At 65.0% G+C, this 16,411-nt stretch carries 15 protein-coding genes; 9 read left to right on the top strand and 6 right to left on the bottom strand.

Annotated features, from left to right (window positions below):
- The first annotated feature begins 12 nt into the window (after positions 1 to 12).
- The gene (gene lysA, locus K3F49_RS30170) at positions 13 to 1,278 is read left to right on the top strand and encodes a diaminopimelate decarboxylase (RefSeq protein ID WP_234684531.1); all 1,266 of its coding nucleotides are present in this window, start codon (positions 13 to 15) and stop codon (positions 1,276 to 1,278) included.
- A 40-nt stretch (positions 1,279 to 1,318) separates the two neighbouring features.
- Here lysA and K3F49_RS30165 read toward each other — a convergent pair whose 3' ends face one another.
- The 3 genes from K3F49_RS30165 to K3F49_RS30155 form a co-directional block, all read right to left on the bottom strand.
- A complete protein-coding gene (locus K3F49_RS30165) occupies positions 1,319 to 3,052 on the bottom strand; it encodes a tannase/feruloyl esterase family alpha/beta hydrolase (RefSeq protein WP_234684530.1) in 1,734 nt (577 codons plus the stop codon).
- Positions 3,053 to 3,216: 164 nt separating this feature from the next.
- On the bottom strand, positions 3,217 to 4,125 hold the full coding sequence (locus K3F49_RS30160) for an NAD(P)-dependent oxidoreductase (RefSeq protein WP_234684529.1): 909 nt from the start codon (positions 4,123 to 4,125) through the stop codon (positions 3,217 to 3,219).
- 140 nt (positions 4,126 to 4,265) lie between these two features.
- On the bottom strand, positions 4,266 to 4,649 hold the full coding sequence (locus K3F49_RS30155; protein ID WP_128265891.1) for a carboxymuconolactone decarboxylase family protein: 384 nt from the start codon (positions 4,647 to 4,649) through the stop codon (positions 4,266 to 4,268).
- A gap of 178 nt (positions 4,650 to 4,827) precedes the next feature.
- Here K3F49_RS30155 and K3F49_RS30150 point away from each other — a divergent pair, with 178 nt between their 5' ends.
- Positions 4,828 to 7,437, top strand: coding sequence for a TIGR02302 family protein (locus K3F49_RS30150; RefSeq protein WP_234684528.1), 2,610 nt, complete (start codon positions 4,828 to 4,830; stop codon positions 7,435 to 7,437).
- A gap of 113 nt (positions 7,438 to 7,550) precedes the next feature.
- Here the strand turns inward: K3F49_RS30150 and K3F49_RS30145 are convergent, their stop codons facing one another.
- Positions 7,551 to 7,925, bottom strand: coding sequence for a response regulator (locus K3F49_RS30145; protein ID WP_234684527.1), 375 nt, complete (start codon positions 7,923 to 7,925; stop codon positions 7,551 to 7,553).
- A gap of 36 nt (positions 7,926 to 7,961) precedes the next feature.
- Positions 7,962 to 8,840 (bottom strand): MJ0042-type zinc finger domain-containing protein, encoded by an 879-nt coding sequence (locus tag K3F49_RS30140; protein ID WP_234684526.1) that lies wholly within the window; start codon positions 8,838 to 8,840, stop codon positions 7,962 to 7,964.
- Positions 8,841 to 9,017: 177 nt separating this feature from the next.
- On the opposite strand from K3F49_RS30140, the gene ftsE reads away from it, so the two are divergent.
- From ftsE to K3F49_RS30120, 4 genes are all read left to right on the top strand, one after another.
- Positions 9,018 to 9,677 (top strand): cell division ATP-binding protein FtsE, encoded by a 660-nt coding sequence (gene ftsE / locus K3F49_RS30135; protein ID WP_128954174.1) that lies wholly within the window; start codon positions 9,018 to 9,020, stop codon positions 9,675 to 9,677.
- Positions 9,670 to 10,638, top strand: a complete 969-nt coding sequence (locus tag K3F49_RS30130) for a cell division protein FtsX (RefSeq protein WP_234684525.1) — start codon at positions 9,670 to 9,672, stop codon at positions 10,636 to 10,638. The genes ftsE and K3F49_RS30130 overlap by 8 nt, the downstream gene beginning before the upstream one ends.
- 72 nt (positions 10,639 to 10,710) lie before the next feature.
- A complete protein-coding gene (locus K3F49_RS30125) occupies positions 10,711 to 11,415 on the top strand; it encodes a YdcF family protein (protein ID WP_234684524.1) in 705 nt (234 codons plus the stop codon).
- An 11-nt stretch (positions 11,416 to 11,426) separates the two neighbouring features.
- Positions 11,427 to 12,200, top strand: a complete 774-nt coding sequence (locus K3F49_RS30120; RefSeq protein ID WP_234684523.1) for a lysophospholipid acyltransferase family protein — start codon at positions 11,427 to 11,429, stop codon at positions 12,198 to 12,200.
- Here the strand turns inward: K3F49_RS30120 and K3F49_RS30115 are convergent.
- Positions 12,197 to 12,796 (bottom strand): gamma-glutamylcyclotransferase, encoded by a 600-nt coding sequence (locus K3F49_RS30115; RefSeq protein WP_234684522.1) that lies wholly within the window; start codon positions 12,794 to 12,796, stop codon positions 12,197 to 12,199. The genes K3F49_RS30120 and K3F49_RS30115 overlap by 4 nt on opposite strands.
- Positions 12,797 to 13,006: 210 nt before the next feature.
- Here K3F49_RS30115 and K3F49_RS30110 point away from each other — a divergent pair, with 210 nt between their 5' ends.
- From K3F49_RS30110 to K3F49_RS30100, 3 genes are all read left to right on the top strand, one after another.
- Positions 13,007 to 14,191 carry a DUF2125 domain-containing protein gene (locus K3F49_RS30110; protein WP_234684521.1) on the top strand — a complete coding sequence of 395 codons (1,185 nt, stop codon included), beginning with the start codon at positions 13,007 to 13,009 and terminating at the stop codon, positions 14,189 to 14,191.
- A 139-nt stretch (positions 14,192 to 14,330) separates the two neighbouring features.
- The gene (locus K3F49_RS30105) at positions 14,331 to 14,552 is read left to right on the top strand and encodes a hypothetical protein (protein WP_234684520.1); all 222 of its coding nucleotides are present in this window, start codon (positions 14,331 to 14,333) and stop codon (positions 14,550 to 14,552) included.
- 275 nt (positions 14,553 to 14,827) lie between these two features.
- On the top strand, positions 14,828 to 16,399 hold the full coding sequence (locus K3F49_RS30100) for a hypothetical protein (protein ID WP_234684519.1): 1,572 nt from the start codon (positions 14,828 to 14,830) through the stop codon (positions 16,397 to 16,399).
- Positions 16,400 to 16,411 lie beyond the last annotated feature (12 nt).

Below are 16,411 nucleotides of genomic sequence, written 5' to 3'. Positions count from 1 at the left end.
TGAGCCAACGCCATGAACCATTTCGACTACCGCAACGGCGTGCTGCACGCCGAGGCGGTGAACCTGTCCGAGCTGGCGGCGACCGTCGGCACGCCGTTCTATTGCTATTCGACCGCCACGCTTGAGCGGCACTACCACGTCTTCACTGAGGCCTTTGCCGGCGAGAAGGTGCTGGTCTGCTACGCCATGAAGGCGAACTCCAACCAGTCGGTGCTGCGCACGCTGGCGAAGCTCGGCGCCGGTGCTGACGTGGTCTCGGGCGGCGAGCTCAAGCGCGCGCTGGCCGCCGGCATTCCCGGCAGCAAGATCGTGTTCTCCGGCGTCGGCAAGACCGAGACCGAGCTGCGTGCCGCGCTGGCCGCCGACATCCTCTGCCTCAACGTCGAATCCGAGCCCGAGCTCGAGTTGCTGTCGCGCCTTGCGACCGAGACGGGCAAGACCGCGCGAATCTCCATTCGCGTCAATCCGGACGTCGATGCCGGTACGCACGCAAAAATCTCCACCGGCAAGTCCGAGAACAAGTTCGGCATTCCGATCGTCCACGCCCGCGAGGTTTATGCGCGGGCTGCGAAGTTGCCGGGCATCGAAGTGACCGGCACCGACGTTCATATCGGCAGCCAGATCACCGATCTCTCCAAGATGGAGATCGCGTTCCGCATCCTGTCCGAATTCGTGCAGACGCTGCGTTCCGACGGCCATAACATCAGTCACGTCGATTTCGGCGGTGGCCTCGGCATTCCTTATTACATGGACCGCGAGGCGCCGCCGGCGCCGGACGCCTATGCGGCGATGGTCAAGCGCGTCAGCCACAATCTCGGCTGCACGCTGATGTTCGAGCCGGGCCGCATGATCGTCGGCAATGCCGGCATCCTCGTCGCCAAGGTGATTTATGTGAAGCACGGCGACGGCAAGAACTTCGTCATCATCGACGCCGCGATGAACGACCTCATCCGTCCGACGCTGTACGAGGCGCATCACGACATCCTGCCGGTGACGCAGCCGGACAAGGGCGCGGCGACGATGAAGGCCGACATCGTCGGTCCGGTCTGCGAGACCGGCGACTATCTCGCCTTGGACCGCACGCTGCCGACGCCGAAGCCGGGTGATCTCATCGCCGTCATGACCGCGGGCGCCTACGGCGCCGTGCAGGCCGGCACCTACAACACACGGCCGCTGGTGCCGGAGGTGCTGGTGAAGGGCGATCAATACGCGGTCGTGCGCCCGCGCATCGAGGTCGAGCAGCTGATCGCGATGGATACGCCGGCGCCGTGGTTGTGAGGACGCCGGCGAGGTTGGACTCGCCGGCGCTGCGTGTTCGTCACGGCCCGTATTTCGGAGCCGGCTTCTGGTTGAAATCGTTCTCGTCGGTGACGCAGGTGAAGCTCGCCGCGCTGTTGGTGTCGCCGCTGCCGTTGTACTTCGCGACCTTGGGGAAGACGCAGAGCGGCCGGGTCATCTGAACCGCGGGCGGCGTATCAGCCACGAACTTTGTCGCGAGGATCGTCTCCGGTGCGACGCCGGCCTCGACCCATTTGACCAGCGGTGTCAGCGCATCGAACGTGTTGGGACCGGGGCCGCCGGAGCAGTGGTACAGCCCGGGTACCATGAACAGACGTGCGTAGCTCTGGGTCCGTTGCAGCGCCGGATTGCCGTTGCCGTGATCGGAGAAGGCGACCGGTTGAGGCCCCTGGCCTTCGTTCCCCACCAGGGCCAGGAAATAGTTGATGCTGCTCTGTGACGGAATCAGCGGGTCGGCCCAGCCGTGGTACATCAGCAGCTTGCCGCCGTGTCCCCTGAATTCGCCGAGATCGGTGCTGGTCGCGTTGAGCACCGCGGCGAGCTGATCGTCGACCTTGTCGATGTCGCGGTGGAAGTCGAAATTGGCATAGTTGGTCGCGCTTGCCGGATAGCCGAAGCTCGGGCCGAACACCCAGTAGAACAGGCCGTCGAAGGCGGGCTCCGGTAGTCGCTCCTGGAACGCGAGGCCGAGTGCGAGGATGTCGTCGGTCTCGTTGCCGCGCTCGGAGCCAGGATTGACGAGTTGTCCGTTCACGGGGTCGATCGTGCCGGCGTAATAGCGCTGCATGGTCGTGACCTGATCGGAGGTCAGGCAGGCCGGCGGCGCGTTGCCGCCTTTGCAGAGCAGGACACTCGGATCGAAATGACAGTCGCGCGGATCGGTCAGGAACTGATCGGTCTTGGCGCCACCGTCCTGGCCGACGCATTGCTTGAGCACGGCCTGGTTGATCAGCGTCATCTGGCCGGTCTGGATAAACCGGCCGGGACTCGCATGCGTGTTTTGCCAGCCGTAGAGTCCTGCCATGTGCAAATGGGTGCGGTTGAATGCGGCAGCGCCGGCAAGGATGCCGTCATAGTCGTTGGGGAAGCGCTGCGCCTCCATCAGCGCGTTCTGTCCGCCAGTGGAGCAGCCGGCGAAATAGGCCCGTTGCGATCGATGGCCGTAGAACGCGCTGACGATCTCCTTGCCCCGTTCGGTCATCAGATGGATCGCGCGGTAGCCGAAATCCTTGATCCGCTCGGGATGCCCGAACAGGCCCGTCGACGGCGCCGTCGGATCGCCGAAGTCGATGGCGAGCGGATTGCCCATGTTGCCGGCCGAGCCGCAGAACAGCGGATTGCATCCCGATGACCCGGTCCCGAGGTCGCTGTTGGTCGCGGCAAAGCCGCCCTGGATGCCGATGGCGAGCTCGTTGTAGGTGATCTGGCCCTGGAAGCCGCCGCCGCCGGTGCCGAGGAACCTGCCGTTCCACGTACTCTCGGGCAGCCAGACCTCGATCTTGATGCTGGAATCCGAGCTGGGGATCAGGGTTGCGGTGACGCGGCAGAAGGCGGGAAGGCCGGTGATCGGGCTCGCGCCAGGCGGCACGAAGGTGCCGGTGGTGTTGTCGTCCGCGGAATTGATCACCGTGTGCTGCAGTTGCAAAGATCGAAGGTTGGTGCACGCCGTCGCCATGGCGGGCGACGTACCGAGTGCGACACAGGCAAACAGGGCCGTGGTCGCACCGACAAGTAAGTGTCGATGACGCTTCATTCCGTCCTCCCCTGATGTTTTTTGGCAGTCGTGTAGAGCGCGCAGGATAGCCCACAACGAATACAACTCAAGGATGAAGCGTGACATCGCGAAACAGCGCGCGGCTTCGCGCCCCGGTTGTGATGACCGAAGCGCGATGGCATCTCAACAATCGGGGCGTGCGGCTATTTCCCCGCCAAGCCGCCGGTCTTGCCACCGACCACGACGCCGGCCTTCTTCTCGATCGGCTTGATCGCCGCGGTGAAATCGGATTCGGCGCCCTCTGCGCTGATCACCGTCTCCCACAGCCGTCCGACGGCGTCCGCGACCTCCATCGACAGGCCGAGCTGCTTCATCTCCTCCAGCGCGAGCCGCACGTCCTTCACCATCAACCCGGTGGCGAAGCCGAAGTCGAACGTTCGCGGCAGCACCGAGCGCGGAAACTTGTCGCGGCTCGCCGTGTTCATGCCCGAGCCCGAATTGATGACGTCGATCATCACGGCCGGATCGAGCCCGGCCTTCACACCCATCACCACGGCTTCCGACGTCGCTACGATCGCAGTGGCCGAGAGGAAGTTGTTGGCGAGCTTCATGGTCTGCGCTGCGCCCGGCTTCTCGCCGATGAAGAACACCTTTCCGATCACGTCGAGCGCGGGCTTCAACAGCTCGAACTCCGCCTTCGGCCCCGACACCATGACCGCCAGCGTGCCCTTCTCGGCGCCGCCGACGCCGCCGGACACCGGGCAGTCGATCTGCACGATGCTGCGTTTGGCCAGAAAGCCGTGAATCTTTGCCGCCATCGTCGAGCCGACCGTCGACAGATCGATGAAGCGCTTTGCGCGGCTCCCCTCGATCACACCGTTCGCGCCGGTGGCAACCTCCAGCGAGGCCTGCAGCGACGGCAGGCTCGCCATGACAGTCTCGACCTTATCGGCAACATCCTTCGGCGACGTCGCAGCGGTGGCGCCGCGCCCGACGAGCTTGTCGACGACCTCCTTGCGGGTGTCGAACACGACGAGCTTATGTCCGGCCTCGACCAGCCGCCGCGCCATCGGGAAACCCATGTTTCCGAGGCCGATGAATCCGATGTCCATGGTGTTATTTCCTTCCCGTCGTCAACTGCGAGGAGCGAAGCGACGAAGCAATTCAGACTGTTTCCCCGGAGGGTGAGCTCTGGATTGCTTCGCTTCGCTCGCAATGACGGAGCAATAAAGTTGAGGGCGGTTGGCTTGGCTCACGCCTTCCCATCAATCTCTGTGAACACCTCGCGCGCGATCCGAAAACTGTCCACCGCCGCCGGCATGCCGCCATAGATCGCGACCTGCATCAGGATCTCGCGGATTTCCTCGCGGGTGACGCCGTTGGTGAGCGCGCCCTTCAGATGCGCGCGGAACTCGTGCTGACGGTTGAGGATCGCGATCATTGCGATGTTGAGCATGCTGCGGGTCTTGCGCGGCAGCTCCTCGCGGCCCCACACCGTGCCCCAGCAATATTCGTTGAGCATCTCCTGGAACGGACGGTTGAAGTCGTCGACGTTCTTCAGCGCGTTGTTGACATAGGCCTCGCCCAGCACCGCTTTGCGGACTTCCAGGCCCTTGTCGTGCATCTTCTTGTCCATGGCGTTTCCTTTACGTCCCTTGCTTTCTCTTCGATGGCGCCGCGGAAACTACGGGGTTGAGCCGGAGCAGTCACGTCCTCGTGTTATGCGGGAAAAGGGGGATGTCCCGTACGGGAACGGATGCCTCAGTGCTGCCGTTGTGATACGCTCCACTCTGCCGGGTAACCTGGAGAGTTGATTGAACGGCGTCACCCCCGACCCGTCAGACCCGATCCGCGATGGCGATGCTCTGTCGCGGTTGAAGCTGGCGCAGGCCCTCAAGCGGTCCACTTATGCCATCGCGTGGGAGCGTGCCTGGCCCGGGCTGGCGCGTGTTCTCACCGTCGTAGGCCTGTTTCTGGTGGTGTCCTGGGCCGGCCTCTGGCTGGCGCTGCCCCTTGTTGCCCGTGCCATCGGCCTCGTCATTTTCGCAGGCCTCGCGGCTGCCGCCCTGTTCCCCCTGGTTCGTTTTCGCTGGCCGAGCCGCGAAGTGGCGCTCGCGCGGCTCGACCGCGGTTCGGGCATCCGTCATCGCCCGGCCACGACGCTCACGGACACGCTGACCTCGCAGGATCCGGTTGCGCAGGCGCTCTGGCAGGCGCAGCGCGAGCGCACGCTGGCCTCGCTCAAGCGCATCCGCGCTGGTTTGCCGCACCCGCGCCTCGCCATCCATGATCCCTGGGCGCTGCGTGCGCTGGTCATGGTGATGCTGGTCGCGACCTTCTTCGCGGCCGGCGACGAGCGCGGATTACGGCTGGGGGCGGCGTTCGACTGGAACGGCGTGCTGGCACCAACCAATATTCGCGTCGATGCCTGGGTCACGCCGCCGCTCTACACCGGCAAACCGCCGGTGATCCTGTCGGCCGCCAACAAGGATGCCGCAGCGCTTCCGGCCTCCGGCCCGCTCGGCGTTCCCGCAGGCTCGACCCTGATCGTGCGCTCCTCCGGCGGCAGCCTGGATGTCGTGGTTTCCGGCGGCCTCAAGGAAGTCGCGCCGACCGAGTCCACCCCCAAGGGCACCAACGAGAAGCATTTCACCATCACCAGCGACGGCACTGCGCATGTCCGCGCCCCCTCGGGCCAGCCGCAATGGGCTTTTGCGGCGACGCCGGACCGCCCGCCGACGATCGCGCTGGTCAAGGATCCGGAGCGCCAGGCGCGCGGCGCGCTCCAGCTCGTCTACAAGATCGAGGACGATTACGGCGTCACCGGCGCCGAGGCGCAAGTCGCTCCGCGCTCCACCGATGCCGGCAAGGACGGTGACAGCAAGGCCGCTGCGCGGCCGCTGTTCCAGCCGCCGCAGTTTCCACTGGTGCTGCCGAATGCGCGCACCCGTAATGGCGTCGGCCAGACAGTGAAGGATCTCAGCGAGGATCCCTATGCCGGCGCCGATGTCACGCTGACGCTCACTGCCAAGGATGAGGCGGGCAACGAGGCGAAGAGCGAGCCGTTCAACATGCGCCTGCCCGAGCGGCTCTTCACCAAGCCCTTGGCGCGCGCGCTGATCGAGCAGCGCCGCATCCTCGCGCTCGACGCCAACAAGAATTCCGACGTCTACACCGCGCTCGACGCGCTGATGATCGCGCCCGAGCTGTTCACGCCGGAGGCCGGGCAATATCTCGGCCTCCACAGTGTCGCGCGCCAGCTCGAGGCCGCGCGCACGGACGATTCATTGCGCGAGGTCGTGGCGAGCCTGTGGGCGCTCGCGGTGACGATCGAAGACGGCAACATCTCCGACGTCGAGAAGGCCTTGCGCGCGGCGCAGGACGCCTTGAAGCAGGCGCTGGAGCGCGGCGCCAGCGACGAGGAGATCAAGAAGCTCACGCAGGACCTGCGGGCGGCGCTCGACAATTTCATGCGCCAGCTCGCCGAGCAGTTCCGCAACAACAAGGACGCGCAGCAGCTCGCGCGCCCGCTCGATCCCAACACCAAGATCCTGCGACAGCAGGATCTCCAGAACATGATTGATCGCATGGAGCGCCTGTCGCGCTCGGGCGACAAGGACGCGGCCAAGCAGCTGCTCGACCAGCTCCAGCAGATGCTGGAGGGCCTTCAGATGGCGCAGCCGGGACAGTCCGGCGAGAGCGACATGGAGCAGGCGCTCAACGAGCTCGGCGACATGATCCGCAAGCAGCAGCAATTGCGCGACAAGACCTACAAGCAGGGCCAGGACTCCCGGCGCGATCGCATGCGCGGCAAGCAGCAGCAGGGCGATCAGTCGATGTCGGACCTGCAGCAGGACCAGCAGGCACTGCGCGACCGCTTGAAGAAGCTCCAGGACGAAATGGCCAAGCGCGGCCTTTCGCAGAAGGGTCAGAAAGGCCAGCAGGGACAGAAGGGTCAGCAAGGTCAGCAAGGCGACCAGGGCCAGGATGGCGATCAGGACGCCGACCAGGGCGATGATGACGGCGGGCTCGATTCCGCCGACAACGCCATGGGCGATGCGGGCTCGAAGCTTGGCGACGGCAATGCCGATGGCGCGGTGGATTCCCAGGGCAAGGCGCTGGATGCGATGCGCAAGGGTGCGCAGAAGATGGCCGAGGCGATGCAGCAGGGCGACGGCGACGGCCAGGGCGACGGTCCCGGCAATCGCGCCGGCCGCCAGCAGAGCGGCGGCAACCAGACCGACCCGCTCGGCCGGCCGCTGCACGGCCGCGAATTCGGCGACGATTACACGGTCAAGATTCCCGGCGAGATCGACGTCCAGCGCGTCCGCCGCATCCTCGAAGAACTCCGCCGCCGCCTCGGCGACCCCTCACGCCCGCAGATCGAGCTCGACTACATCGAGCGGCTGCTGAAGGATTTTTGAGGGCTACCTCATCCTTCGTCATTGCGAGCGCAGCGAAGCAATGCAGAGTCCCTCCGCGGAAAGATTCTGGATTGCTTCGCTACGCTCGCAATGATGTTGTGGCGACAGGCCCGCTACCCTCTCTTCGCCGCCAGCGCATCCGCCACCGCCGTGCGGATATCCGCGACCGAGAACGGTTTTGTGACTACGTCATGCACCAGCGCATTGAGGTTCGACGCGCGCTCGCGCTGGTCGGCAAAGCCGGTCATCAGCAAGATGGTCAGCCGGGGAAAGTCACGCGCGGCGGAGAGCGCGAGTGCAATGCCGTCCATGACGGGCATCTGGATGTCGGTGAGCAACAGATCGAACGCGCCGTCCTCGCGGGTCAGGATCTCCAGCGCCTCGGCGCCGTCCTGTGCGGTGACGGTCTCGTGGCCATCCATGGCGATGGCGCGCGCCACCAGCTGGCGCATCGAATCCTCGTCGTCTGCAATCAGAACTTTCGGCATGGGACGAACCTTCCCGTGCGGGACTCTACAGGCTGATTATACGCTGCCGCCGGCAATGTCGCGCCGGTTGAAGAAGCGAACGTCGATATTGCGGCCTTCCGGCGGCGGTGAGGCCAAGCGCGATCGGAAGAAGGCGCGCTCGCCGGGTTGCAGCACGGTCCGCTCCAGCACCGAATTCCAGGCGTAGATCTCGGCGCCCTGGGCGTCGCGCACCGCAAAGCGCAGCCGCGGGATATCGAGCGGCTTCTTGCCCTGGCCGACGATCACGCCCTCGATCACCAGCACCTGCTTACCGTCCACGGTCTCGGTCGAGAGCTTGACGTCCTTGAAGGCGAGCCCGCGCAGGTTCACCTCCAGGCCGACCATCTTGTAGAAGGCCGCGGTCTGCGGCAGCAGGCGAACCATGTCGCCGCGCCAGATCACCAGCGCCAGCACCAGCGCGCCCATGGCGGCGCAGGTGGTCGGCAGGCCGTAATAGGATTTCCGCCGAACCACGGCTGGTGCCGGGCGGCTCACCTTTGCCCCACGGCGGCTGAACAGGCCGCTGAACCAGGATTGGTGCTGCGCGCCGACGACTTCGTCCTCGGCGGCTCGGGCCGCGGCCGACCACTCGTCCTCGGGCTCGGCAGCATCCTCGGTCGGCCAGTCGCTGGCAATCGAGGGGCTTTCGACCACCGGAGTTTCGGCAGCCGCGTCGTCCTTGGCGTAGGAGTTCCACTGCTCGGCGAGATCGGACTGGTCGTCGGCCTGGCTGGCTGTGGCCATGGCCGGCACGGACGCCTCCTCGATGGCATCTTCGGGATGCGCCATCCAGGTTTCCTTGCAGCGGGAGCAGCGAACCGTCCGCCCGTTGGCCCCAAGGCTCGCAAGCTTGATGGCGTAGGATGTCGTACAATGGGGGCAGACGATATGCATGGACGGCCTCGACGATGACCTTGTCGCGCGGAACCGGGCGCGCCAAAGATATTGCCTGGGATGCTACAGGGCGACCGTTAACGAACCGGAAACCATAACGGTCGCAAAACCCCTTGGTCGCATGCGGCGAAGCCTCGCTGGCAATGCGCCTGCGTCACCTCTCGAACGGAGCTGAGCTTGGTTCGGTTCGAAAATGTCGGATTACGCTACGGTCTGGGGCCGGAGATCCTGCGCGACCTCAGTTTCCAGATCCCGGCGCATTCCTTCCAATTCCTCACCGGGCCGTCCGGCGCCGGCAAGACGTCATTGCTGCGTCTGTTGTTCCTGTCGCATCGGCCGACGCGCGGCCTCGTCAATCTGTTCGGCCACGACATCTCGCAGCTCGGCAAGGACGAGATCGCCGATTTGCGCAAGCGCATCGGCATCGTGCTCCAGGATTTCCGCCTGCTCGACCACATGACGACCTACGAGAACGTGGCGCTGCCGTTCCGCGTCATGGGCCGCAGCGAATCCAGCTATCGCAAGGAGGTCATCGACCTCTTGCGCTGGGTCGGCCTCGGCGACCGCATGGATGCGCTGCCGCCGATCCTGTCTGGCGGCGAGAAGCAGCGCGCGGCGATCGCGCGGGCGGTGATCTCGCGGCCGCAGCTGCTGCTCGCGGACGAGCCGACCGGCAGCGTCGATCCGACGCTCGGGCGCCGACTGTTGCGGCTCTTCATCGAGCTCAACAAATCCGGGACCGCCGTCATTATCGCAACCCACGACATCGCGCTGATGGACCAGTACGAAGCGCGCCGCTTCGTGCTGCATCAGGGCCGGCTGCACGTCTATGAGTAGAACCGACGAGCGCGGCGTATTGGTCGATCTCGGACAGGAACGTCCGCAGCTTCCGGCCAGGGCGCGCAACATGTCGCCGATCGTGCCGCGCGCCTCGATCCATGGCCGCGCGCTGGTCGCCGTCGTCGCCATCATGACCTTCCTCGCCTCGATGACGACGGGCACCGTGCTGCTGGTCAGCGCTTCGGCCGCGGAATGGCAGTCCGATGTCGCGAGCGAGATCACCATCCAGGTTCGTCCGCAATCCGGACGCGACATCGAGCGCGACACCGCTGCCGTCACCGAGGCGATGCGCGCGCAGGCCGGCATCGTCGAGGTCAAGCCGTTCACTAAGGAGGAGAGCGGCAAGCTGCTCGAGCCCTGGCTCGGCACCGGCCTCTCGATGGACGATTTGCCGGTGCCGCGCATGATCATCGCGCGCGTGCAGCCTGGCACGGCGCTCGATCTCGGCGCCTTGCGCGCCCGCGTGACGCAGGTGGCGCCAAGCGCCAGCGTCGACGATCATCGCGCCTGGATCGAGCGGATGCGCTCGATGACCAATGCCACTGTGTTCGCCGGCATCGGCATCCTCGCACTCGTCATCGTGGCGACCATCATCTCGGTCTCGTTCGCAACCCGCGGCGCGATGGCGGCCAACCGCCCGATCGTCGAGGTTCTGCATTTCGTCGGCGCCGGCGATCGCTACATTGCCAATCATTTCCTTCGGCACTTCCTCAGGCTCGGCCTCGAAGGCGGCGTCATCGGCGGCGGCGTCGCCATGCTGCTGTTCGGCTTCTCCGAGTCGATCGCCGGCTGGTTCTCCGGCACCCCGGTCGGCGACCAGTTTGCGGCCCTGCTCGGCACCTTCTCGTTGCGGTCCTCCGGCTATGTCGTGCTCGCGGTGCAGGCCGTCCTGATCGGCGCGATCACAGCGGTCGCCTCGCGCCAGACCCTGTTCGCGACGCTGAATGACGTGGATTGAGCCCGATAAACCGGACTCCACTTCGCCTCAAAACGTCCTAAAATAATCCGGGGAAGGGATCACCGACATCACATGACCTCGCCGACCGACGATCCATCGCCGAAACTGCCGCGCGGCTGGCTCCGCGCGACCGTCGTTTCGACGGTTGCGTTCGTTTTCGTCGGCGCGGTGGCAGGCTTCGTCGCGTTCCTGTCGCAATTGCGCGGCGCCGAGATCGCGCCGAATCGCAAGGCTGACGGCATCGTGGTGCTGACCGGCGGCTCCTCACGGGTGTCGGATGCGATGGAACTGCTGGCGGCTGGTTACGGCAAGAGGCTCCTGATCTCGGGCGTGCATCCGACCTCGACCGCAAGCGACATCTCCCGGACGCTGCCGGAGAACCAGTCCTTCATGACCTGCTGCGTCGATCTCGACCGCACCGCGCTCACGACCCGCGGCAACGCGGCGGAGGCGCGGCGCTGGGCCGAGGGGCGCGGCTTCAAATCACTGATTGTGGTCACCTCGAACTATCACATGCCGCGCGCGTTGGTGGAATTCTCGCATGCGATGCCGGAGACCGCGCTGATCCCGTTCGTCGTGGTCGGCGACAAATGGCGAGATGAGCCGTGGTGGACCTCGGCCTCGACGCTGCGGCTGCTGTTGTCCGAATATGTCAAGTACATCGCGGCCGAGCTCAGGGTGCGGCTGGAAGATTTCGGGATTGACCTTTCCCCCGAGATGTCGGAGCAGCCTGCGGGTCTGCAATCCCGGCGGCCCGCCACCGCGCAGGCCAATTGATCGGATTATCGATGTTCCTGATTTTCCTGCGCTCGCTCGTCTTCAACGTGCTGTTCTACGCCGTGCTGGTGTGCCTTGCGATCGCGGCGCTCCCGACCTTCGCATTGCCGCCGCGCGCCATGCTGACGGTCGCGAAATGGTGGGCGAAGGCGACGGTTTTCCTGATGCGCGTGGTCTGCAACATCAAGGTGGAATTCCGCGGCGTCGACAAGATCCCGCAGGGACCGCTGGTGATCGTGGCGAAGCACCAGTCGTTCTGGGAAACGTTCGTGTTGCCGGGCTTCTTTCATCGCCCGATCTTCATCCTCAAGCGCCAGCTGATGCAGATTCCGGTGTTCGGTCAGTTCCTGGTCAAGACCGGGATGATCGCGATCGACCGCAATGCCGGCGTCAAGGCGCTGCTGGACATGACGCGCCGCGCGCGCGAGGCGGTGCGCGGGGGCGGCCAGCTCGTGATCTTTCCGGAAGGCACGCGCCGTGCGCCGGGGGCACCGCCGGACTACAAGACCGGCTTTGCGCAGATCTACTCGTCCTGCGGCGTGCAGTGCCTGCCGATCGCGCTCAATTCCGGCCTGTTCTGGCCCCGCCGAACTTTCATGCGCTATCCCGGAACGCTGGTGGTGGAGTTCCTCGATCCGCTGCCGCCGGGCCTGCCCAAGGATGAATTTCTCACGCGCGTTCAGACGGCGATCGAGGATGCGACCGCTCGCATCGTCGAAGCGGGCCGCGAGGAGCAGGAGCGATTGATCGGCCGCGCGCCGAGCTACGCTCCCTCGGAGAGCTAGCGGTTCTCTCGATCTTCTGCGGGAGCCGGCGCGTGCGCGCCATGCAGCATCGTCGCGAGTTGATGCAATTGTGTGTCGCGAAAACCTTCGGCCTCGATCGCCTTCACGGTCGCCGTCACGTAGTCGCGGTTGGCGCCGGACTGGCCGTGACCCTGCAGCACATGGCGGTGCTGGTCGGCGAGCGACAGCCGGCCCGCGTACTGCACATGGCCGCGGTCGACGACATAGGCGAGCGCGGAGACGCGTTCACGCGCCTCGTTCTCCAGCCACACCGAGCGCATCACCTCGCGATAGACCGACGTCACCTGCTCGCGCGCCCGCAAATAGGCGACCACGTCGGTACGGTTCTTTTCAGCGACGCGAAAGGCGATGCCGCGGCAGGCGCCGCCGCGGTCGAGCCCAAGCACCAGGCCCGGCTGCTCCGGCGTGCCGCGATGCACGAAGGAATAGACGCAGAGCGCGCGATGCTCGCCGACCAGCCGGGCAGGGACGCGTTCCTCGAATTCGAAGCCCGGCCGCCACATCAGCGATCCGTAGCCGAACACCCAGAGGTCGCCCTTGGCTGACGTGACGGTGGTAAGGGTGGTTTCCGACATTTCGGGCACGGCTACAGCATGATCCGGAAAAGTGTGAAGCGGTTTTCCGAAAAGATCATGCTCGAACAAGGAGCTAAAGCGCGATGCGATTTTCACAAATCGGGTCGCGCTTTAGCAGACCCGGGCCCCCAAGCGAAGTGATTTCTCCGCCTTTCGTCGTGGTCAAACCTCGCTTACATTTGACAAAATCTGGGGCCAAAGGGTCGCCGCATGTCCGATATGACCGTTGCCGCAGGCCGGCGCTCCCGTTGGGGGCTCTTCATTGCCCCCGTCCTCCTCTTGATCCTTGCGGCCGCCTGGAGCGGCTTCTGGTTCTATGCGGCCTCGCAGGCCGAGGTCGCGGCCGACGCCTGGCGCGCGCAGGAGGCCAAGGCGGGCCGGATCTATGACTGTGCCAAGCGCTCGATTGCCGGCTTCCCGTTCCGCTTCGAGGTCCAGTGCTCCGGCGCCAGCGTCGCGCTGGTCTCGCAGAATGCGAGCAAGACGCCGTTCACGGCCAAGCTCGACAACATTCTGGTTCTGGCGCAGGTCTACGATCCAAAACACGTAATCGCCGAGTTTTCCGCGCCCGCAACGCTGACCGATGGCGTCACGCAAAATACCTTCGTGGTGAACTGGAGCAAGGGCCGCAGCAGCGTCGTCGGCTTGCCGGCCATCCCGGAACGCGCCTCCATCGTTTTCGATGATCCCACCATCAATCGTCTCGATGGTTCGATGCAGGTGCCGCTCGCGCGCGCCAAGCAGGTTGAGCTGCATGGGCGCATCGCGGACGGATCGCCGGCCGATCACCCCGTGATCGAGACCGTGCTTCAGGTCGCGCAGGGCAGCATCCAGGGCGTTCATCCCTTGCTCGCCGAGCCGTTCGAAGCCGACACGCGCGCGAAGATCACCGGGCTCTCCGATCTCACCCCAAAACCCTGGCCGCAACGCTTCCGCGAGATCCAGGCCGCCGGCGGTCATATCGAGATCGTGCAGTCGCGGATCCAGCAGGGCGAAATGATTGCGGTCGCGGCCGGCACGCTGGGCCTCTCGGCCAATGGCCGACTGGACGGCGAATTGCAGATGACCGTGACCGGTCTCGAGCGCGTCATCCCGGCGCTCGGCATCGAGAAGATGCTGGAAGAGGGCGTGCCGCAGGCAACGCTCGATCGCGTCGCGCCCGGCGTGAAGTCAAAGGATCTCAACAATCTCTTCGGGGCGCTCGACCGCGCCGTTCCCGGCCTCGGCAAGGTCATCAAGCAGAACGCCAACGCCGGCGTTGCCGCCGGCATCAATTCGATCGGCACCGAGAGCACACTCGAGGGCAAGAAGGCCCGCAGCTTCCCGCTGAAATTCGTCGACGGTGCCGTGCTGCTCGGCCCGGTCACGGTCGGCCAGATTCCGCCGCTGTATTAGCGGTCGTTGCTCTCACTGGCGACGTCACGGTCTCTTCGCCGGATCGTGATCGTTCGCCGGGAATGCGGAGCCGCAACGCCCGGTCTTTCTCCATGTCAGCTGCCCAATGAAGCGGGCCGCCGAGGCAGGAGAGAATACCATGACGACCTCCAGGCTGTTCGTTGCCGCCCTCGCCATCTCGACCGCAGGCGCGACGCCTGCGTTCGCGCAGTGGCGGTCGCAGGAGCCGGCCGCCCACGAATCCCGGTATCCGAACGGCGACCGCAATCTCGCGAGCCCCGCGACGCGCGATACGATGGCTTACGTGCCTTCTGTGAAATCACCGCGCCCCACGGTGATCCGCGCGACCAAGGGTCAATAGCCGCCATCCCCCTTGAGACTTTGCGCGTCGCGGAGTTGGGCCCGGCCATGTCCCGGCCGGGCCCAATGCGCGCTGCATCGTGAGCGCAGCAATCGTGCGCGGATCGGTCGAGCAGCGAAAATATTCCGAACATGATCGTCAGGAAAACGTGATGCAGAAGATGCGCCTCGCCGAGAATAACAGCTCGCCCATTCGCATCACTCCACACCAGGGAAGCATGCACGCGCCGGGGGCGCAACCAACAGCACCTGCTTCCCCAGTGGAGGGAGGCTTACGTGCGGATCATCAACTGCGGACTGATGCTGGGACTACTCGCTGCCTGTTCAGGACAGGCGCGTGCCGACGACAATGTCACAACCGAATTACAGGCGCTGAAGGCGAAGCTGAAGGAGCTGCAGCAGAAGGTGGATTCGGAGGCGCGTAAGACGCGTCAGGTCGAAGCGGTGCAGGCCAAAGCCATGCCGATGACGGGGACCTACAAGGCACTGCCAGTCGAGGCATGTGCGGGCGGAAAGGTCTGCTACAAGGGCGTCACGCTGACATTCGGCGGCTGGGTCGATCTCACCGGCATCTACCGCTCGCGCAACATCGCCTCCGACACCGGCTCGGTGTTCAATTTCATCCCTTATCAGCAAGCTCACAATTTCTACTTCCCGGAGACGCGCTTCTCCGCACGCCAGAGCCGGTTCTCGGTGCTGGCCGAAGGCAACGCCGATCCCGATACACATCTCGCGGGCTATGGCGAAATCGACTTCGAGGGCGCAGCGCAAACGGCAAGCTCCGTTGCCACCAACTCCTTCAATCCGCGGATGCGGCAGCTCAGTCTCGAGCTCGATCGGACCGACATCGGCCTGCACTTCCTCGCCGGCCAATCCTGGTCGCTCAACGCGCCGACCAAGACGGGCATCGATCCTCGCGGTGTCGATGCGCCCGGCGTGATCGACTTTGAATCCGTTCCGGGATTTCTGGCGGCACGGCAACCCGGCCTCCGCGTCTGGAAGGATCTCGGTCCCGAGTTCAAGCTCGCCGCCTCCGTCGAAAATCCGCAGACCGCATTCTTCGGCGGCAATACGCCGACGGTCGGTACGCCGGCGGTCGGCCCGCAAGGCGTGCTCAATCCGAATCTCCAGGTCAATCTGACCGGGCCGGGCGGCAGCTTCTTCAACAACCTCAACAATGTCAGCTTGAACCAGGTACCTGACGTCACCGTCAAGGCGGCGTGGGATCCGCGGCTCGGGCCCTACAAGCTGCATGTCGAAGCGTGGGCGCTGTATCGCCAGCTGTTCGATCGATTCAATGGTGCCAACCACACCTACGATACGGGGAGCTTCGGCGGCCACATCTTTGCCGAGCTGATTCCAAAAACCCTCGACCTCCAGCTCTATGGCGCGCATGGCGTGCTCGGCCGCTTCACGGCGACACCGTTCCCCGATGCGGCGGTGGCGCAGGATGGCACGGTGCTGCCGCTGACGATCACGGCGGCTGCGGTCGGCCTGATCTGGCACGCGACGCCGAGCCTCGATGTCTACAGCTACGCTGGGCTGGAAAAGGCCAAGGCCAATTTCGCCAATGTCGGGACCACTCCGTTCGGCTACGGCAATCCACTCTACAACAATACCGGCTGCTTCACCGAGAACACGCCGGCGGCGACCTGTAACGGCAACACCAAGGAAGTCCGGCAGATCACCGCCGGCATCTACGACACCATCTACCAGGGCAATTACGGCACGCTGAAAGCCGGCGTGCAGTATTCCTATACGCAGCGGTTCGCCTTCGCCGGTGTCGGTGGCGCGCCCAAGACCGACGACAACATCGTCATGACGCAGATCCGGTACTATCCGTTCTAATCTTTAGAGGAC

Source organism: Bradyrhizobium monzae (genome assembly GCF_021458635.1).
Classification (GTDB): Bacteria; Pseudomonadota; Alphaproteobacteria; order Rhizobiales; family Xanthobacteraceae; genus Bradyrhizobium.
The sequence above is the reverse complement of the archived record's forward strand: the minus strand, read 5'-3'. Positions and strand labels throughout refer to the sequence as shown.

What these genes read in the sequence shown, in the direction of transcription:
- K3F49_RS30120 (WP_234684523.1), top strand. Translation starts at nt 11,427, where the DNA reads ATGTTCCTGATTTTCCTGCGCTCGCTCGTCTTCAACGTGCTGTTCTAC.
- K3F49_RS30155 (WP_128265891.1), bottom strand. Translation starts at nt 4,649, where the DNA reads ATGGACAAGAAGATGCACGACAAGGGCCTGGAAGTCCGCAAAGCGGTG.
- K3F49_RS30160 (WP_234684529.1), bottom strand. Translation starts at nt 4,125, where the DNA reads ATGGACATCGGATTCATCGGCCTCGGAAACATGGGTTTCCCGATGGCG.
- K3F49_RS30140 (WP_234684526.1), bottom strand. Translation starts at nt 8,840, where the DNA reads ATGCATATCGTCTGCCCCCATTGTACGACATCCTACGCCATCAAGCTT.
- K3F49_RS30115 (WP_234684522.1), bottom strand. Translation starts at nt 12,796, where the DNA reads ATGTCGGAAACCACCCTTACCACCGTCACGTCAGCCAAGGGCGACCTC.
- K3F49_RS30130 (WP_234684525.1), top strand. Translation starts at nt 9,670, where the DNA reads ATGAGTAGAACCGACGAGCGCGGCGTATTGGTCGATCTCGGACAGGAA.
- K3F49_RS30145 (WP_234684527.1), bottom strand. Translation starts at nt 7,925, where the DNA reads ATGCCGAAAGTTCTGATTGCAGACGACGAGGATTCGATGCGCCAGCTG.
- K3F49_RS30165 (WP_234684530.1), bottom strand. Translation starts at nt 3,052, where the DNA reads ATGAAGCGTCATCGACACTTACTTGTCGGTGCGACCACGGCCCTGTTT.
- lysA (WP_234684531.1), top strand. Translation starts at nt 13, where the DNA reads ATGAACCATTTCGACTACCGCAACGGCGTGCTGCACGCCGAGGCGGTG.
- K3F49_RS30105 (WP_234684520.1), top strand. Translation starts at nt 14,331, where the DNA reads ATGACGACCTCCAGGCTGTTCGTTGCCGCCCTCGCCATCTCGACCGCA.
- K3F49_RS30125 (WP_234684524.1), top strand. Translation starts at nt 10,711, where the DNA reads ATGACCTCGCCGACCGACGATCCATCGCCGAAACTGCCGCGCGGCTGG.
- K3F49_RS30110 (WP_234684521.1), top strand. Translation starts at nt 13,007, where the DNA reads ATGTCCGATATGACCGTTGCCGCAGGCCGGCGCTCCCGTTGGGGGCTC.